Annotated in this window: 18 protein-coding genes; 12 read left to right on the top strand and 6 right to left on the bottom strand. The window is 60.7% G+C overall.

Translation table 11 applies throughout. From position 1 onward, the window contains the following. Positions 1-3 precede the first annotated feature (3 nt). Positions 4-336 carry an ArsR/SmtB family transcription factor gene (locus AC07OE_RS13900; RefSeq protein WP_495071160.1) on the bottom strand — a complete coding sequence of 111 codons (333 nt, stop codon included), beginning with the start codon at positions 334-336 and terminating at the stop codon, positions 4-6. A 111-nt stretch (positions 337-447) separates the two neighbouring features. Here AC07OE_RS13900 and AC07OE_RS13895 point away from each other — a divergent pair, with 111 nt between their 5' ends. From AC07OE_RS13895 to AC07OE_RS13880, 4 genes are all read left to right on the top strand, one after another. Next, positions 448-1,344 carry an MBL fold metallo-hydrolase gene (locus tag AC07OE_RS13895; RefSeq protein ID WP_495071159.1) on the top strand — a complete coding sequence of 299 codons (897 nt, stop codon included), beginning with the start codon at positions 448-450 and terminating at the stop codon, positions 1,342-1,344. Positions 1,345-1,442: 98 nt separating this feature from the next. After that, on the top strand, positions 1,443-2,090 hold the full coding sequence (locus tag AC07OE_RS13890; RefSeq protein ID WP_495071158.1) for a DUF599 domain-containing protein: 648 nt from the start codon (positions 1,443-1,445) through the stop codon (positions 2,088-2,090). A gap of 10 nt (positions 2,091-2,100) precedes the next feature. Beyond that, a complete protein-coding gene (locus AC07OE_RS13885) occupies positions 2,101-2,448 on the top strand; it encodes a rhodanese-like domain-containing protein (RefSeq protein ID WP_495071157.1) in 348 nt (115 codons plus the stop codon). Continuing rightward, on the top strand, positions 2,445-3,743 hold the full coding sequence (locus AC07OE_RS13880; protein WP_495071156.1) for an MFS transporter: 1,299 nt from the start codon (positions 2,445-2,447) through the stop codon (positions 3,741-3,743). Before AC07OE_RS13885 ends, AC07OE_RS13880 begins: the two co-directional genes overlap by 4 nt. Positions 3,744-3,773: 30 nt before the next feature. Here the strand turns inward: AC07OE_RS13880 and AC07OE_RS13875 are convergent, their stop codons facing one another. After that, positions 3,774-4,124 (bottom strand): carboxymuconolactone decarboxylase family protein, encoded by a 351-nt coding sequence (locus AC07OE_RS13875; RefSeq protein ID WP_495071155.1) that lies wholly within the window; start codon positions 4,122-4,124, stop codon positions 3,774-3,776. Then, positions 4,121-4,312 carry a YgaP family membrane protein gene (locus tag AC07OE_RS13870; protein WP_495071154.1) on the bottom strand — a complete coding sequence of 64 codons (192 nt, stop codon included), beginning with the start codon at positions 4,310-4,312 and terminating at the stop codon, positions 4,121-4,123. The genes AC07OE_RS13875 and AC07OE_RS13870 overlap by 4 nt, the downstream gene beginning before the upstream one ends. Before the next feature lie 14 nt (positions 4,313-4,326). Here AC07OE_RS13870 and AC07OE_RS13865 point away from each other — a divergent pair, with 14 nt between their 5' ends. Then, positions 4,327-4,515 carry a hypothetical protein gene (locus AC07OE_RS13865; protein ID WP_495071153.1) on the top strand — a complete coding sequence of 63 codons (189 nt, stop codon included), beginning with the start codon at positions 4,327-4,329 and terminating at the stop codon, positions 4,513-4,515. 57 nt (positions 4,516-4,572) lie between these two features. Here AC07OE_RS13865 and tauD read toward each other — a convergent pair whose 3' ends face one another. Beyond that, on the bottom strand, positions 4,573-5,406 hold the full coding sequence (gene tauD, locus AC07OE_RS13860) for a taurine dioxygenase (RefSeq protein ID WP_495071152.1): 834 nt from the start codon (positions 5,404-5,406) through the stop codon (positions 4,573-4,575). 185 nt (positions 5,407-5,591) lie between these two features. Here tauD and tauA point away from each other — a divergent pair, with 185 nt between their 5' ends. Genes tauA through AC07OE_RS13840 form a run of 4 tightly spaced genes read left to right on the top strand, consistent with a single transcriptional unit; the run spans position 5,592 to position 9,262 of the window. Further along, the gene (tauA, locus tag AC07OE_RS13855) at positions 5,592-6,617 is read left to right on the top strand and encodes a taurine ABC transporter substrate-binding protein (RefSeq protein WP_495071151.1); all 1,026 of its coding nucleotides are present in this window, start codon (positions 5,592-5,594) and stop codon (positions 6,615-6,617) included. Positions 6,618-6,649: 32 nt separating this feature from the next. Continuing rightward, positions 6,650-7,444 carry a taurine ABC transporter ATP-binding protein gene (locus AC07OE_RS13850; RefSeq protein ID WP_495071150.1) on the top strand — a complete coding sequence of 265 codons (795 nt, stop codon included), beginning with the start codon at positions 6,650-6,652 and terminating at the stop codon, positions 7,442-7,444. Positions 7,445-7,476: 32 nt separating this feature from the next. Beyond that, entirely contained in the window at positions 7,477-8,313 is an 837-nt protein-coding gene (locus tag AC07OE_RS13845; protein ID WP_495071276.1) for an ABC transporter permease subunit, read from the top strand. A gap of 52 nt (positions 8,314-8,365) precedes the next feature. Further along, positions 8,366-9,262 (top strand): DMT family transporter, encoded by an 897-nt coding sequence (locus tag AC07OE_RS13840; RefSeq protein ID WP_495071149.1) that lies wholly within the window; start codon positions 8,366-8,368, stop codon positions 9,260-9,262. A 128-nt stretch (positions 9,263-9,390) separates the two neighbouring features. On the opposite strand, the gene AC07OE_RS13835 is transcribed toward AC07OE_RS13840, so the two are convergent. Then, positions 9,391-9,537: a hypothetical protein gene (locus AC07OE_RS13835; protein ID WP_495071148.1), complete on the bottom strand. Its 147-nt coding sequence runs from the start codon at positions 9,535-9,537 to the stop codon at positions 9,391-9,393. Positions 9,538-9,871: 334 nt separating this feature from the next. On the opposite strand from AC07OE_RS13835, the gene AC07OE_RS13830 reads away from it, so the two are divergent. The 3 genes from AC07OE_RS13830 to AC07OE_RS13820 are packed head-to-tail and all read left to right on the top strand — an operon-like array spanning position 9,872 to position 13,571. Then, positions 9,872-10,066, top strand: coding sequence for a hypothetical protein (locus AC07OE_RS13830; RefSeq protein ID WP_495071147.1), 195 nt, complete (start codon positions 9,872-9,874; stop codon positions 10,064-10,066). Between the two features lie 41 nt (positions 10,067-10,107). After that, positions 10,108-11,304 (top strand): hypothetical protein, encoded by a 1,197-nt coding sequence (locus AC07OE_RS13825; RefSeq protein ID WP_495071146.1) that lies wholly within the window; start codon positions 10,108-10,110, stop codon positions 11,302-11,304. Further along, on the top strand, positions 11,301-13,571 hold the full coding sequence (locus AC07OE_RS13820; protein WP_495071145.1) for a hypothetical protein: 2,271 nt from the start codon (positions 11,301-11,303) through the stop codon (positions 13,569-13,571). Before AC07OE_RS13825 ends, AC07OE_RS13820 begins: the two co-directional genes overlap by 4 nt. 312 nt (positions 13,572-13,883) lie before the next feature. Here the strand turns inward: AC07OE_RS13820 and AC07OE_RS13815 are convergent, their stop codons facing one another. After that, positions 13,884-14,825 carry a CysB family HTH-type transcriptional regulator gene (locus tag AC07OE_RS13815; protein ID WP_495071144.1) on the bottom strand — a complete coding sequence of 314 codons (942 nt, stop codon included), beginning with the start codon at positions 14,823-14,825 and terminating at the stop codon, positions 13,884-13,886. Between the last annotated feature and the right edge of the window lie 3 nt (positions 14,826-14,828).

The following is a 14,828-nucleotide window of genomic DNA, read 5'->3' as shown; positions in this document are numbered from 1 at the left end:
TGCTTACTTGCCGCAAAACTCAGCGTACAAAACGCCCATTACCGCCAGAGCCTGCGGGCTGTCAATGCAGTAGTAGATGGACTTGCCCTCGCGCCGGGTGCTCACCAAGCCCTCGTCACGCAGTACACCGAGCTGTTGCGACAGCGTGGGCTGGGCAATGCCCACCAGTTCTTCGAGTTCGCCCACCCGTTTTTCGCCCTGGCTCAGCTGGCACAGCAAAAGCAGGCGGTCGGGGTTGGACAAGGTCTTCATGAGGCGGCAGGCCGCATCGGCGGACTGCCGCAGCACGGCCAGGTCCAGCGCGGGGGCGGTCGGGGTGTCAGGGGTGGCCAGCATGGTCGGGGCTCCAATTCGGTTGCTATGTCGATAGTTTATTGACTAACAATCTATAAGTCAATAAACTATAAATGTCGAAATTGAAACAACGACCTTTACAAGGAGTTTTCCATGACAGCCACTGCTTCCCCCATCCTTTCTGCCACCCCTGCACCCCAGGTGCAGGCCTTTTTTGACCCCGCCACCTGGACCGTGAGCTACGTGGTGTTCGACCACCCGGGCGGCCACTGTGCCCTGGTCGATTCGGTGCTGGACTATGACGCCAAGTCCGGCCGCACTAACACCCAATCTGCGGACCGGCTGATGGCCTTTGTGAAGGCGCAGGCGCTGACGGTGCAGTGGATTCTGGAAACCCACGCCCATGCCGACCACCTGTCGGCCGCCCACTACCTGCGCAAGCAGCTGGGTGGGCAGATCGCCATTGGCGCGGCCATCACCGATGTGCAAAGCGTGTTCAAGGGCATCTTCAACCTGGAGCCCGAGTTCTACCCAGATGGCCGCCAGTTCGACCACCTGTTCCAGCCCAACGAAACCTTTGCCATCGGCGACCTGACGGCCCAGGCCTTGTCGGTGCCCGGTCACACACCCGCCTGCATGGCCTACCAGGTGGGCGATGCGGTGTTTGTGGGCGACACCCTGTTCATGCCCGACGTGGGTACCGCGCGCTGCGACTTTCCCGGTGGCGACGCCCACCAGCTCTACGCCAGCGTGCGCAAGCTGATGGCCCTGCCGGGCGACACCCGCCTCTACATGTGCCACGACTACCCGCCCGAAGGCCGCGAGCCCGCTTGGGAAAGCACGGTGGCCGATCAGCGCGCCAGCAACATCCACATTCGTGACGGCGTGTCGGAAGAAGCCTTTGTCGCCATGCGCAGCAAACGCGACGCGGGGCTGGCCATGCCCAACCTGATCCTGCCCTCGGTGCAGATCAACATCCGTGCGGGCGAGATGCCACCGGCTGAGGCCAATGGGCGTGCTTATTTGAAGATTCCACTCAACGCTTTATAAGAAACAAGCCGCTAGCCCCTGTGCTTATTGTGCAAGCAGCTATATAAACCATAGCAACTGGCAACCCACCGCTTGCATCCCACTGAAGGCCAGAGACCATGAGCGCATTCCCCTGGATCCTCACCATCGCCAGCATCACCATCCTGCTGGCCTACGTGCTGCACGTGGCCTGGCGGCCGGGGCGGCATGCGCGCCATGTGCATGCGGACCTGCGCGAGGACTGGTTTGAGGCCGTGTCTGCACAGGCCGGCACCGAGGTGCTGGCGGTGCAGACACTGCGCAACTCGGTCATGACCGCCACCATGGTCGCCTCCACCGCAGCACTCGGGCTCATGGGTGCCATCAGCCTGACTGCACCGTCCCTGCACGCCCTGCTGGACGCTGATGCCCCGCTGCCGCAGGTCACGCCGCGCAGCATGCTGGAAGTGGCCCTGCTGGTGTTGCTGTTCAGCGCGGTGGTGGTCAGTGCCATGGCGGTGCGCGCCTACACGCATGCCGGCTTTGTGGTTGGCATGCCGGTGGCCTCCGAGGCCCGCCAACGCTGGGCGGTCGGTGGCAAGACGCATCTGCGCAGCGCCGGTGTGCTCTATGGCTGGGGCTGGCGCTGCCTGCTGCTGGTGGCGCCCCTCCTGGTGTCCATGGTTCATGCCGGTGCGGGCCTCGCCGCCGCGCTGCTGCTCACCAGCGTGTTGGTGCGTCTGGAGCACCCCGTCGTCGCCGACAACCGCCCCGTTCAACATTTCTAGAAAGACCCCCATGGCCTATACCGAAAAATTCCAGGCCCTCGCCGATGCCGCCCGCGCCCGCGTGGGCGAAGTGCAGCCGCAGGAGGTGGATGCGCTACTGGTCCAGGGCGCCATTGCGCTGGACATTCGCGACAAGGAAGAGTACGACGTCGACCACATCCCCGGTTCGCTGCATGTCAGCCGCGGCAAGCTGGAGATGAACATCGAGGCCGCCATCCCCGACCTCGCCATCCCCATCCTCTGTTACTGCAACGCGATCAACCGCGGTGCCCTGTCCGCCGACACGCTGCGCGCCATGGGCTACACCAACCCCAAGTTCATCGCGGGCGGGCCCAAGGGCTACCGCGCCCTGCCATGAGCGGGGGGCTGCGCCACGGCATCCACCCCAACCTGGGCCAGTTTTTGCACCAGCTGCTGCAGGTGCTGCTGGTCGGGCTGACGCTGGGCATGACGCGCACCGTGGTGCCGGCATTGGCCGAGTCCGACTTTGGGGTGCCCAAAAACTCCTTCCTGCTGCTCAGTGCGTTTGTGGTGGCCTTCGGGCTGGTCAAGGGCGTGATGAACTTTGTGGCCGGTCGGCTCTCGGAGCGCATCGGCCGCAGGCGGGTACTGCTGCTGGGCTGGTGGGTGGCCTTGCCCATCCCGTCGATGATTGGATTCGCACCTACTTGGAACTGGGTGGTGGCCGCCACCGTGCTGCTGGGTATCAACCAGGGACTCACCTGGTCCATGACGCAGACCTCACAACTCGACCTCACACGACTCGAAGAGCGCGGCTTGACGCTGGGGCTCAATGAGTTTGCGGGCTACGTGGGGGTTGCGCTGGCGGGCATTGCCACGGCCTACCTGGCCACCCACTTGGGTGCGCGCCACGGCCTGGTGGTGTTTGGGCTTGGCGTCATCAGCCTGGCGCTGCTGCTAACCCAGCTGTGCGTCCGGGACACGCTGCCCTGGGCCAAGGCCGAAGCCGCGCGGCACGCGCCCGGCATGGTGCAGGCCCTGCGCCCGCGCTACCCCACCCTGGTGTCGGCCCATCCCTCCACCTGGGAGATATTTGCCTTGATGAGCTGGCGCGACAAACGGCTGCTGGCCCTCAGCCAGGCCGGCCTGGTGGAGAAATTTGTCGACGCCCTGGTGTGGGTCTTCTACCCCGTGTTCCTGTACCAACAAGGGCTGAGCCTGACCCAGGTGGGCTGGGTCATTGGCCTGTATGGCCTGGTGTGGGGCGGCGCCCAGCTGTTCACCGGCCGTCTGTCCGACCGTGTGGGCCGCCACGGCCTCAATGTGGGGGGCATGTGGCTGTCCGGTGGCGGGGTGGCCGCCATGGTGCTGGGCGACAACGTGGTGTGGTGGGCCGCATCGGCCGCGGTGTCGGGCTTGGGCATGGCGCTGCTGTACCCCAACCTGTCCGCCGCGGTGGCCGACATCGCCCACCCGGCCTGGCGGGGTTCCGCCATTGGCATCTACCGCTTCTGGCGCGATCTGGGCTATGGCATTGGCGCACTGGGCCTGGGGCTGGTTGGGCACTTCACCGGTCAGATGGCAGCAGCGTTCTGGTTCGTAGCCCTCTCCATGGCGCTGTCCGGGGGCCTGCTGTGGTGGCTGGGGGAAGAAACCCACCCCCGGCTGAACTCCGCAGACCCTTTGCCCTGATTGCTGGGTAATTAGGGCCAGCCAAGTCCATCAGCCAGGTGCGGCCATGGCCTCCCAGGCCTGCATGGTTTCTGCGGCGTACATCAGCGCGGGCCCGCCGCCCATGTAAACGCACACGCTCAGCATTTCCTCCAGCTCGGCACGTGTGCACTGCAGCTTGTGCAGCGCCTTGACGTGAAACCCAATGCAACCCGAGCAATGCTGCGTGATGCCAATGGCCAGCGCCATCAGTTCCTTGTGTTTGGCGCTGATCTGGCCTTCGGCCATGGCCGCGCGTGCCAGTTGGCCAAAACCCGTCATGGCCTCGGGCTGCGCCTTTTTGAGCGGCAGCAAGCCGGCGTTGATGTTCTGGATCAGCCCGGCGTGGTCAAAGCTGCTCATGGCTTGGTGGAGCAGGTGCTCCAGCCCAACATGGCGTACGGCGGGCACCAACCGATAGCACCCGTGGCCAACGGCAGCAGACCCAGCCAACCCCACGCACCCACGGTACCGGTGGCGGCCAGCCCCACCAGCACCACACCGACCGCAATACGTGCCATGCGGTCCAAGCCGCCTACATTGGTTTTCATGTCCTGCTCCTTGCGTGAACGAAAGAATCGTTGTCCCTGCCAAGCATCGTAGGGCGTTGAATAACTCGCAGCATGATCTGCGTCAAACCTTGGTCTTGCAGCGCATTGCCCTCGCGCTATTGGGCGCCGCCATCATCGTGGGGAGCGGCCCTGATGTGTTGCGCCATGATGAACAGGCGAACGCGGCGGCGGAGCAGCAATGAGCCACTAGCCCTTATATTAATTAAATAGTAAGCTCCTGATTTGATAGCGCTTTGATATCAATACGGCGCATCGCCCAGGATGGTGGCGCGGTGCATCACGCGGCGGTGGGGCAGGTAGTCGGCCGTGGCGTAGTGCTGGGTCAGGCGGTTGTCCCAGAAGGCCAGGTCGTGTTGCTTCCAGCGCCAGCGCACGGTGAACTCCGGCTTGGCCAGGTGCACGCGCAAAAAGCCCAGCACGGCGTCGCTCTCGGCCTTAGTCAGCTCCACGATGCGGCTGGTGAAGCCCTCGTTGACGAACAAGCCGCGCTTGCCGCTGACCGGGTGGGTGCGCACCACGGGGTGCACCACCTCGGGCGACTTGGCTACGGCGGCTTCCCACACCTTGCGTTCTTCGGGCGTGCGCGCATAGCGCCAGGCCGGGAAGGACTGCACAAAGCTGTGCTCGGCGTGCAGCGGATCCAGAAAGCTGCGCAGCGGCTCGGACAGCGCCTCGTAGGCCGCGATGCCGCTGGCCCACAGCGTGTCGCCGCCATGCGGGGGCAGCACGCGCGCCGACAGGATGGCGCCCAGCGGCGGCGTGGTGATGAAGGTCACATCGGTGTGCCAGTTGTCGTTGTCGGGCGGGTTGTCGTTGTGCGTGTCCAGCACGATGATTTCGGCCGCCTCGGGGTGCTGGGGGTAGACCGGGTGGATGTGCAGCTCGCCAAAGGCACGCGCCAGGTCGCGCTGCTGCACCGGGGTCACCGGCTGGTTTTCAAAGAACAGCACATGGTGTTGCAGCAGCGCGCCGTGCAGCGCGTCGCGGTCCTGGGTGCGCAGGGGTTCGGTCAGGTTGATGTTGCTGACCAGGGCGCCAATGGCCGGGCCCAGGGGGCGGATGTCGAGAGTCATAAGAAGCAGTGATGCGGGAAATACAGATGCGTCCAAGCCTAGTGCGCGAGGCGCATTTCGCTTGCGCGTTATTTGCATTAGCTATGTCAAATTCATTCGACGACACGAACCAGGCATATCAATAAGCTCGATTCCAAGCCCATCGTGGGTGCTCCCTTTGTCACACGTCACCAAGGAATCGAACCATGCAATTCACCAAAAGACTCTTCACCGCCGCCATTGGCGCCACCCTGCTGGCCGGCGCCAGCCTGGGCTTTGCGGCCGACAAGAAAGTTGTGATCGGCTACCAGACCGACGCGCTGCCCTCGTCCGTGGCTATTGCCAACGGCGACTTCGCCAAGGCCACCGGATACCAGATCGACTTCCGCAAGTTCAACTCGGGCGCTGACGTGTTCGCCGCCATCGCCTCCGGCGACGTGCAAATTGGCTACGTGGGCTCCAGCCCCTACGCCGCGGCGACTTCCCGCGGTCTGGATGTGAAGGCCTTTTACCTGGCCTCCATCTCTGGTACCGACGAAGCCTTGGTGGTGCGCAATGGGTCCGGCATCAATGGTCTGGGTGACCTCAAGGGCAAGAAGCTGGCTGCTGCGCCCGTGTCCACCGACCACTACCAGCTGCTGGCGCTGCTGAAGAGCCAGGGCCTGACCGAAAAAGACGTACAGGTGTTTGCCATTCCCCAACCGGAAATTGTGGCCGCCTACAACCGCGGTGATATTGACGGCGGCTTCGTCTGGGACCCCGCGCTGACCGAACTGAAGAAGAACGGCAAGGTGCTGATCACCTCCAAGGAAGTGGCTGAAAAAGGCGCACCCACTTTCAGCGCCTGGGTTGCCACCGGCGCCTTTACCAAGGAGAACCCCGAGTTCCTGAAGGCCTACGCCGGCGTGATCGAGAAGTACTCCAACTCCTTCATCAAGGACAAGGCCGCTTGGGGACCTGAGAGCGAAAACGCCAAGATCCTGGCCAAGCTGCTGGGCGGCACACCGGCTGACTTTGCCGCCGCGCTGAAGAACCTGAACCTGGTGCCCCTGAACGTGCAAGCGTCCGACGCCTGGCTGGGTGGCGGCGAGAAGTCGGGCGTGGCCCGCATTCTGAAAGAAACCGCCAGCTTCCTGAAGGAACAAAAGAAGATTTCTGACGTGCTGCCCAGCTACGCCGCGTTTGTGACCAACTCGGCCATCGTTGGCGGCGCCGTCGTCGCGCAGAAGTAAAGCAGACGAGCAAACACAGCGGAGCCCAGCCCATGCTCAGTGTCAAAAACGCCAGCGTCTTCTTTGCAGGGCGCAACGGCCGCCCGGTGCAGGCGCTGGACCGGGTCTCGCTCGATATTCCTGACCGTGGCTTTGTCGTGGCACTGGGCACCTCGGGCTGCGGCAAGTCCACCTTGCTCAATGCCATGGCGGGCTTCTTGCCGCTGTCCGAAGGCAGCATCACGCTGAACGGCCGCGCCATTGAGGCGCCCGGCGCCGACCGTGGCGTGGTGTTCCAGAAGGACACGCTGCTGCCCTGGAAAACCGTAGCCGAGAACGTGGCACTGGGCCTGAAGTTTGCCGGCGCCAGCCACGCTGAACAGCGCGACCGCGCGCTGGAGCTGCTGCAGCTGGTGGGCCTGCAAGACTTTGCCAACGCCGCGCCGTATGAACTGTCGGGCGGCATGCGCCAGCGCGTGGGCCTGGCCCGTGCGCTCGCACCCGACCCCGATATCCTGCTCATGGACGAGCCCTTTGGGGCGCTGGACAGCATGACGCGTGAGCAGATGCAGGAGCTGCTGGTCTCGGTCTGGCACCGCACCGGCAAACAGGTGTTCTTCATCACCCACTCCATCGAAGAGGCGCTGTTCCTCGGCACCCAGCTCATCGTCATGTCACCGCGGCCCGGACGCATCGTGGCGCGCTTGGGTCTGGACTTTGTCAACACCTTTGCACGCGACGGCGATGCCCGCGCCATCAAGACCGCGCCCCAGTTTGCGCACTTGCGCGAGGAGATTCGCGCCATCGTCCACCAGAACGAACACAACCCCCAAGAGGCCATTGCATGAGCAACTTAGCCATTACGGCCGCCGCAGCCGGTATGCACACGGAGGAGCCGCGCACCCGCCGCCTGGAGCCCCGCGTCGTGAAGATGCGCAACTTCGGCATCGGCGAAAAATCCACCGTCACCATCAGCGTGGCCACGGGCGCCGCCCTTTTGCTGTTGTGGTGGGCGATCACCCAGGCGGGGCTGGTGCCCAAGCTGTTTTTGCCTACGCCGGCCGAAGTGCTGTCGCTGGGCGTTGAAATCTTCCGTGAAGGTTATGCCAACGCCACGCTGTGGGAACACGTGTCCGCCAGCCTGGGCCGCATTCTGTCGGCCGCGGTGATTGCCGTGGCCTTGGGCATTCCCGTGGGACTGCTCATGGGCCTGAGCCGCTGGGCCAAGGGGGTGTTTTCCACACCCATCGAGTTCTACTGGCCGCTGCCACCCTTGGCCTACCTTCCGCTCATGATCATCTGGCTGGGCATTGGCGAGACCTCCAAGATCGTGCTGCTGGCCCTGGCCATGTTTGCGCCCGTGGTGCTGTCGGCCCAGGCTGGTGTGCGCTCGCTGCCGCAGGAGCGTGTCAACGCGGCGCTGTCGCTGGGGGCTACGCGCTGGCAGCTGTTCAAGGACATCGTGCTGCCCTCGGCCCTGCCCGAGATCCTCACCGGCATCCGCATTGCACTGGGTGTGGGCTGGAGCACGCTGGTGGCGGCCGAACTGATTGCGGCCACGCGCGGCATTGGCTACATGGTCATGTCGGCCTCGCACTTTTTGGCGACGGATGCGGTGTTCGTCGGCATCGTCATCATTGCCGCCTGCGCGTTTGCGTTCTCGTTCGGCATGCGCCTGCTGGAGAGCTGGCTGGTGCCCTGGAAAGGCAAGCAGTGACGGCCTGCGCGTAGTCGCAGCGTTGTCTTGCGGCGCCGCTACCATCGGGCGGATGCCCACATCTCTCTCACGCCTGCAGGAAGGCAACCCGCGCAGCATCACGGCCATGCTGCTGGCGGTGATGCTGTTTTCTGCCATGGACTCGCTCATCAAGGTCTTGTCCGCCCACTACCCACCGTTGCAAATCGCCGCCATGCGCGGCGCGCTCACGCTGCCGCTCATTGCCATCTGGATCCAATGGCGCGGCGCGTGGGCTGAGGTCTGGCGCACGCGCTGGCCGCTGCACTTGCTGCGCGGTGGCTTGGTCATTGCCATGCTGGTGCTGTTTACCGTGGGCGTGCGTGGCCTGCCGCTGACCAATGCGTACACGCTCATGTTCTTTGCGCCGCTGCTTATCACCGTGCTGGCCTGGCCGGTGCTGGGCGAGCGCGTGCCGCGCGCGCACTGGTGGGCCGTGGGCGGCGGCCTGTTGGGCGTGCTGGTGGCACTGCGCCCCAGTGCAGAGGGCTTTGCCAGCTGGTCGGGCCTGGCCGTGCTGGGCGCTGCGGTGTGCTACGCCGTTTCGGCCGTGGTCACGCGCCTGGCCAGCCGCACCGATTCCAAAGACAGCCTGGTGCTGTGGGTCATGGTCATCCTGACCGTGGTGGCTGGTGCGCTGGCCGCACCGCGGTGGCTGCCCCTGCAGGCGAATGATCTGTGGCTGTGGGCGGGTTTGGCGGCTTCGGGCTTTCTGGCCCAGCTGGCCATTACGGAGGCTTTTCGCCACGGGCAGGCCAGCGCGGTGGCGCCCTTTGAATACACAGCCTTGGCCTGGAGCTTGGGTATTGACTGGCTGGTGTGGCAGCTGCTGCCCGACGCCTTCACCCTGCTGGGCGGCGCGATTATTGTGAGTAGTGGCTTGTATGTGCTGCGGCACGAACAGGTGCACGCCACGGCAGAGCACCCCTAGGCGCCCGTGCCAGGCGCGGCACATTGGCGGGGACTGCGAGGGTCGGCGTCTGCTGATCAGCGCACCACTGGCGCCAGGTCACCTCACGGATGCGCAGCCACTGCGCCTGCAGCGCGGGCGTGTCCATGTCAGGCCCCCTGCACCGGCAGCAGCAACAGCTGCAACGCAACCGCAGACCCCAGCACCCACAGCAGCGCCGTGCCCAGCGACACCAGCAGCTCCCGCGTGCTGAAGGGCCCGTCCTGGTTCATCACCGCAAAATCGTAATCGTGCATGCCACACCTCCTTGCATCCCTGTTGTTGATGCCTGCATTGTGCGAAGCAGGGGGCGGGAAGGGAAGGAATGAAATGGAACTACTTAGTGCAGAAAACGTTTAAGCGGTTGGGAGCACAGCTTGCCAACTAAAGCAGCCACTTCTGATCGTTGTCTCTGGGGTAGGGTGAGGACATGCAATATGTCGATCGACACTCGTCAAAAATACTACATTGTGTGTGCCAGAATGCCTAAACAAAATAGATACTAGCTGCGGCAGGGAAGGCACCAACGATGAATATTCGATCATTTTTTTCGCATTTTTTGCGGTCTGAATTACGTTGTGCTTTAACCCTATGAAGCTATTCCCTCCTCCAAATCACAAGCTCAGCATCCTCGGTGCTTATCTGGCATATCCGTTGGGCAAGGTTGCACTGCGCATATTGACGGTCGGTCGTTATCCTCCTGAGGAGGCGCCGCACAATGCAATGTTTGTCGCGTTCAGTCCCTGGTGGATTTTCGGCATTGTTATCACGCTGGTTTACAGCTAACCAGTGGGACACACGATGTCCAAATTTCGGGGAAAACATTCATGACCGATGACAGCGCAAATTGGCTCAATCCGGATGACGATATCGCCGCAATTCCGTCCTCATCCGAAGTCTCTTTGGATGCTATCGAGCCCTTCACCGCCAAGCTACTTGGCGATGTGTTGGTTGCGCAACGGCTCATTTCGGCAAGTGAACTGGAGCTTGCAAACGATTCTGGTCAAACAAGCGGACCGACTATGGGATGGGGACACACGCTTGCCTCACTTGTCGCCGTCCTACTTTCAGGCAGGCTTGTTACGAGCACGCCACAGACGCGTCGCACTATTCGACGATTTCAGGAACAGCTTCTAAGAGCTCAAAGTGTGTGGCCAGACTTGGCCACTACGTCTGACAAGGCCTTCATAGTTTGTGCCGATCATCAGCCGGCTGAATTTGGTCTGCCGAAACACCTCTATCCATCGCAGGACCCTGAAGTTCTATTGAGCCAGTCTGGCTTTGGCCCGCTAATTGAAGAGCTTATCAATGTGGTGAGTCCCGTACCGAATCCAACTTGGATGTCGTCAAAAACGGGTTTGCGCGAGGCTCTTACGACAATACTTGCTGAGACCTTCAAGAATACTCACGATCATGCTCGTCAGGACATCGACCAATCAGACGTTGCTCCGTCGATACGTGGAATCTTTGCTCGGTATGCCAGCACTCAGCAGATTGAGGCGTTGGTGACTGCGGCAAAACCTGGAACTTTGACGCCCGCTCAAAGGTACGCTAGCTATTTTCTTCCGCGAAAAGTGCCTACGGGAGTTCGACCGCCTGATACGCCGAAGGTGGATGGAGTGCTCGAGCTGAGTGTCTTCGACTCGGGGCCTGGCATGGCTGCTAAATGGCTTAGGCGGAGTGCCATTGGTGTTCCGATAGAGGAGCAACTTGATGCGGTCATGGCATGTTTCGCCAAAGGTCAGACATCCACTGAAACGCAAGGACGCGGATATGGTCTAGCAAAGGTTTTGCTGCGGCTTAGAGATCTGCACGGATTTATTAGCGTTAGAACAAACCAGCTTCATGTCTATCGTCAATTTGAATTCATGCCTGACCTAGCGCAAGAAGCATTGTCTGACGGCAGACGTGTCCCCAAAGAAGTTCTGTTCGATTGGAAGAAGCCTCATTCTCGACTGGCTTCTCAGCTGACCCCGGTTAAAGGGACTGTCGTGACGTTCCTATTGCCTATGGGAGGCCAATGAAAGCTTGGCTCTTCAATGCATATCTGCTGAAAGTTGAGGCAGTTGACGTACAGATTTTGAGCATATTCCTTGCTGAACCAACGCTGGATGGAAACGAACTGGAGAATGACCTCGTAAGTGAGGTTGCAAAACTAGGACCTATACACGCAGTTCATTTTGTCGGCTTTCCAGATGCAGTGGACTCCCTAAAAGCGCTTCTTGCTTTTCCGGGAAGTGTGCTTAGGGATAGGCTCACCGGAATAATTAGAGATGCTCGTGAGGGCTTGCTATTCATATCCTTGGATGCAACAAGTGGTCAGCACATATGTGAAGATGCTTCGGGAGGCAGGCCTAGTGGGAGGAGTGTTCTCGAAGACGAGCGTCAATACAGTTTGTTGGATATGTTCTGCCGTGCGGGCGGCGAGGAGCGCGCTCCTTTCGGGACGCACTATGCCAAGACTTCGGATAGGCATAGTGATAGATTCCTGCGCGTAGCGAACGTTTTAGAAGATAGTCGCCACGTCAAATTGCTGGCGTTCTGGCTTGTTCCCCATCTTTGGAAAATTGATGTCCGCAACGTCATTGTTGATACGTCCGGCATCTATTCGGTGGCATTGACCGCATTGAGAGAGACGGCGAAGCTTGGCGGTCTCGTCGGGCATCCCTTCGTCTGGTCGCACAAATCACATGAGGGTATCGACCAAGTTCCTACAGAGAAAGCCAACGATGCGTTCTTTCTGGTGTCCGCATCTACGTCTAACGGGTTGGTCAGACGCGTGGCAAAACGCGGTGCTGTTCCCGAACGTGTGGTAACTTTGTTTTGCCTAAGTGCAGAACCTTGGAACAAGCACGTTGTTCTCTGTAATTTGAATGGACCGAATGGTGCTGGTTTGAAATTCATCGAAAACCAGGATAGCAGTGACTGCCAGTGGTGTAAGAGGAACTTCCACCTCATAGGAATTCGGGGTGACCAATTCAGTATTTCGCCGCCACGTGTCACTTCTATAGAGATAGCTGCCGATGATCTCCAACCCTCAGCAAAGAGCACATTGTCTGCACTCATGGGGCTAGGAGTCTTCTATGCATATCGGCGCATTGATAACGATCGACTGTGTTCCCTAGGAGTCAATGTTGCTCCGTTGTTGGAAGGGAATCCACCTGAAAAAGCGAAAGCTTTTGTTGACCGTGTTCGAATGAAGTGGTCTTCGATGATGCGGCGCAGCCAAACCGTTTCCTTGCGAAACGTTGTTGCGACGGCATACCCTGGTTCGACTGCGCTCGCAGACCTAATTGCCAACGCAGCGCGTAAAAAAATCACTGACTCCTCGCAGCTACAGGTAGTTTCTTCATCTAAGTTGAGAGACGTTGTCCCGACGCCAGGTACCTCCACTGTCGTAGTTTGTGCGTGCGTCGATGAGATTCCAGAGTTGCTGAGCGTCTCCCGAAACCTGCGAGATGTTCAAGACGGGGGAACAACAGCCTACATTGCCGTAGTTCAAATGCTTGCGCCTAAAAAGGTGGCGGATCGTTTGAAGTCCAATTTGACTTATGGTGCGCTGGGCCCAGATACGTTTAGCTTATTCAGCGCAGTTGATCTAGAAGTCGCATGCTATGAAGATGTGCCAAGTTGGAAGCAGGAGTTGGAGACTCTGCGGCGCATGATTTCCTGGTCAGATAAGAACGGTTTTGATGTACCGGTCGAGATAGAGAAGCGCATTCAGCGCCTTACAAAGGCAGTTGCCACAGGTCTCGTTGACGATTTGTTCTGGCCCGATATGAACGGTGAAGAGTTGACGCTTCGTTCGGATTTCTCCTTGTTAAACGGCGCGTTACAACAGCCACAAGCCTCACAAGCAGATCTATTCGCGACCATGTGCACTCTGTTAACGGCACTTCGCGGGCACAAGGACGGGAACAAGCGCCTCGCCAATAACGTGTATGAGCGTAGCGTTCTAGCACCGTCCAATTTCTCACGTTTTAATGACGGCATATTGCAGGCAAGTATCCTCCGAGCCTGCAGGAGTAAGGATCTTGCTTATGGTGCGTGCGATGAGCTGACCAGCCAGCAGATGCTTGGCGTTCTGATGGACACACTTCCAAACCCAAGTCGACCTGAAAAGTCCGAGGCACTAGTCGAGTTCTTGTTGGCGTTGCTTACCCAGCGAATGACCCTACTCGACAAGGACCTTCGTGTTTTTGTTGCGAGTGTAGTCAGTTCGACCGAGGAAGCATGGCCAGTAGCGTGGCTATTGGCCAGGTTCATCCAGCACGAGCTAAAGGTCGGCTAACTATCGCAGCCAATCGCACTTGTCGCCCGTTAAAAGTGGGCGCTCAAGAATTGCTTCTGCACGCGCGAGTGATGGGAAGCGTTTAGCGTAGTCATGCATCGACATCGCCTTCCAAAAAGGAAGGCGCCGCATGCCCATCGACCATCCGCCAACATCCCAACCCTGTTCAAAAACGCGAAGGAGTTTGAAACCTGATTGAAGGGGGACCATACGTTGTCCTTGGGCCTTTGGCTCCAGATCGCCAAACGCAATGCGGACGAACCCAGCGTCACCTACCCGGAAGCGGTGAGGACCATCCATTGAAGTTCCCGCTCACACCTCCACTAGCACCTCACTCGCCAGTGCCTGCGTCACCGCAGCACGCGTCAGCGTGGGCACAAAGGTTTCGATAAAGCTGTAGGCATAGCCGCGCAACCAGGCGCCGCGGCGCAGGCCCAGCCTTGTCACGTTCACCTGGAACAGATGGCCCGCATCCAGGATGCGCAGGTTGCGGTCGCGGTCGGCGTCCAACGCTACCGAGGCCACGATGCCCACGCCCATGCCCAGTTCCACATAGGTCTTGATCACATCGGCGTCCATGGCGGTCAGCACCACATCGGGCTGCAGGCCTTCGGCGGCAAAGGCGTTGTCAATGTGCGATCGGCCGGTGTAGCCCGCTTGGTAGGTGATGATGGGGTACTGCGCCAGCTGTTGCAGCGACACGGGCCCTTCAATTTCCAGTAGCGGATGGCCTGGGGGCACCACCACGCTGTGGGTCCAGCGGTAGCAGGGCAGGGTGACCAGCTGGCTGTAGTCGGCCAGCGCTTCGGTGGCCACGCCAATGTCAGCCTCGCCCGAAATCAGCATGGCGGCCACCTGCTTGGGCGAGCCCTGGTGCAGGTGCAGCGTGACCTTGGGAAACTTGTCGCGAAAATCTTTCACCACATGCGGCAGCGCATAGCGCGCCTGCGAGTGCGTGGCCGCCACGGAGAGCTGGCCTTCCAGCTGCGCGCTGTAGTCTTGTCCGGCGCGTTTCAGGTTGTCGGCGTCCAGCAGCAGGCGCTCCACGATGGGCAGCAGGTCCTGCCCCGGCGCGGTGAGGCCGGTCAGGCGTTTGCCGGCGCGGCCAAAGATGTCCACGCCCAGCTCTTCCTCCAGCTCGCGGATCTGACGGCTTACACCGGGCTGCGAGGTGTGCAGCATGTGGGCCACTTCGGTCAGGTTGTAGCCGCAGCGAACCGCTTCGCGCACCGATCTGAGTTGCTGGAAGTTCATGCT

The sequence above is a fragment of the Rhodoferax sp. GW821-FHT09E07 genome (genome assembly GCF_059416145.1).
The sequence above is the reverse complement of the archived record's forward strand: the minus strand, read 5'-3'. Positions and strand labels throughout refer to the sequence as shown.

Bases quoted from the DNA above. Each gene is read 5' to 3' on its own strand.
- AC07OE_RS13815 (WP_495071144.1), bottom strand. From the start codon at position 14,825: ATGAACTTCCAGCAACTCAGATCGGTGCGCGAAGCGGTTCGCTGCGGC.
- AC07OE_RS13840 (WP_495071149.1), top strand. From the start codon at position 8,366: ATGCCCACATCTCTCTCACGCCTGCAGGAAGGCAACCCGCGCAGCATC.
- tauD (WP_495071152.1), bottom strand. From the start codon at position 5,406: ATGACTCTCGACATCCGCCCCCTGGGCCCGGCCATTGGCGCCCTGGTC.
- AC07OE_RS13825 (WP_495071146.1), top strand. From the start codon at position 10,108: ATGACCGATGACAGCGCAAATTGGCTCAATCCGGATGACGATATCGCC.
- AC07OE_RS13835 (WP_495071148.1), bottom strand. From the start codon at position 9,537: ATGCACGATTACGATTTTGCGGTGATGAACCAGGACGGGCCCTTCAGC.
- AC07OE_RS13830 (WP_495071147.1), top strand. From the start codon at position 9,872: ATGAAGCTATTCCCTCCTCCAAATCACAAGCTCAGCATCCTCGGTGCT.
- AC07OE_RS13875 (WP_495071155.1), bottom strand. From the start codon at position 4,124: ATGAGCAGCTTTGACCACGCCGGGCTGATCCAGAACATCAACGCCGGC.
- AC07OE_RS13890 (WP_495071158.1), top strand. From the start codon at position 1,443: ATGAGCGCATTCCCCTGGATCCTCACCATCGCCAGCATCACCATCCTG.
- AC07OE_RS13885 (WP_495071157.1), top strand. From the start codon at position 2,101: ATGGCCTATACCGAAAAATTCCAGGCCCTCGCCGATGCCGCCCGCGCC.
- AC07OE_RS13900 (WP_495071160.1), bottom strand. From the start codon at position 336: ATGCTGGCCACCCCTGACACCCCGACCGCCCCCGCGCTGGACCTGGCC.
- AC07OE_RS13820 (WP_495071145.1), top strand. From the start codon at position 11,301: ATGAAAGCTTGGCTCTTCAATGCATATCTGCTGAAAGTTGAGGCAGTT.
- AC07OE_RS13845 (WP_495071276.1), top strand. From the start codon at position 7,477: ATGCACACGGAGGAGCCGCGCACCCGCCGCCTGGAGCCCCGCGTCGTG.
- AC07OE_RS13870 (WP_495071154.1), bottom strand. From the start codon at position 4,312: ATGAAAACCAATGTAGGCGGCTTGGACCGCATGGCACGTATTGCGGTC.
- AC07OE_RS13895 (WP_495071159.1), top strand. From the start codon at position 448: ATGACAGCCACTGCTTCCCCCATCCTTTCTGCCACCCCTGCACCCCAG.
- AC07OE_RS13850 (WP_495071150.1), top strand. From the start codon at position 6,650: ATGCTCAGTGTCAAAAACGCCAGCGTCTTCTTTGCAGGGCGCAACGGC.
- tauA (WP_495071151.1), top strand. From the start codon at position 5,592: ATGCAATTCACCAAAAGACTCTTCACCGCCGCCATTGGCGCCACCCTG.
- AC07OE_RS13880 (WP_495071156.1), top strand. From the start codon at position 2,445: ATGAGCGGGGGGCTGCGCCACGGCATCCACCCCAACCTGGGCCAGTTT.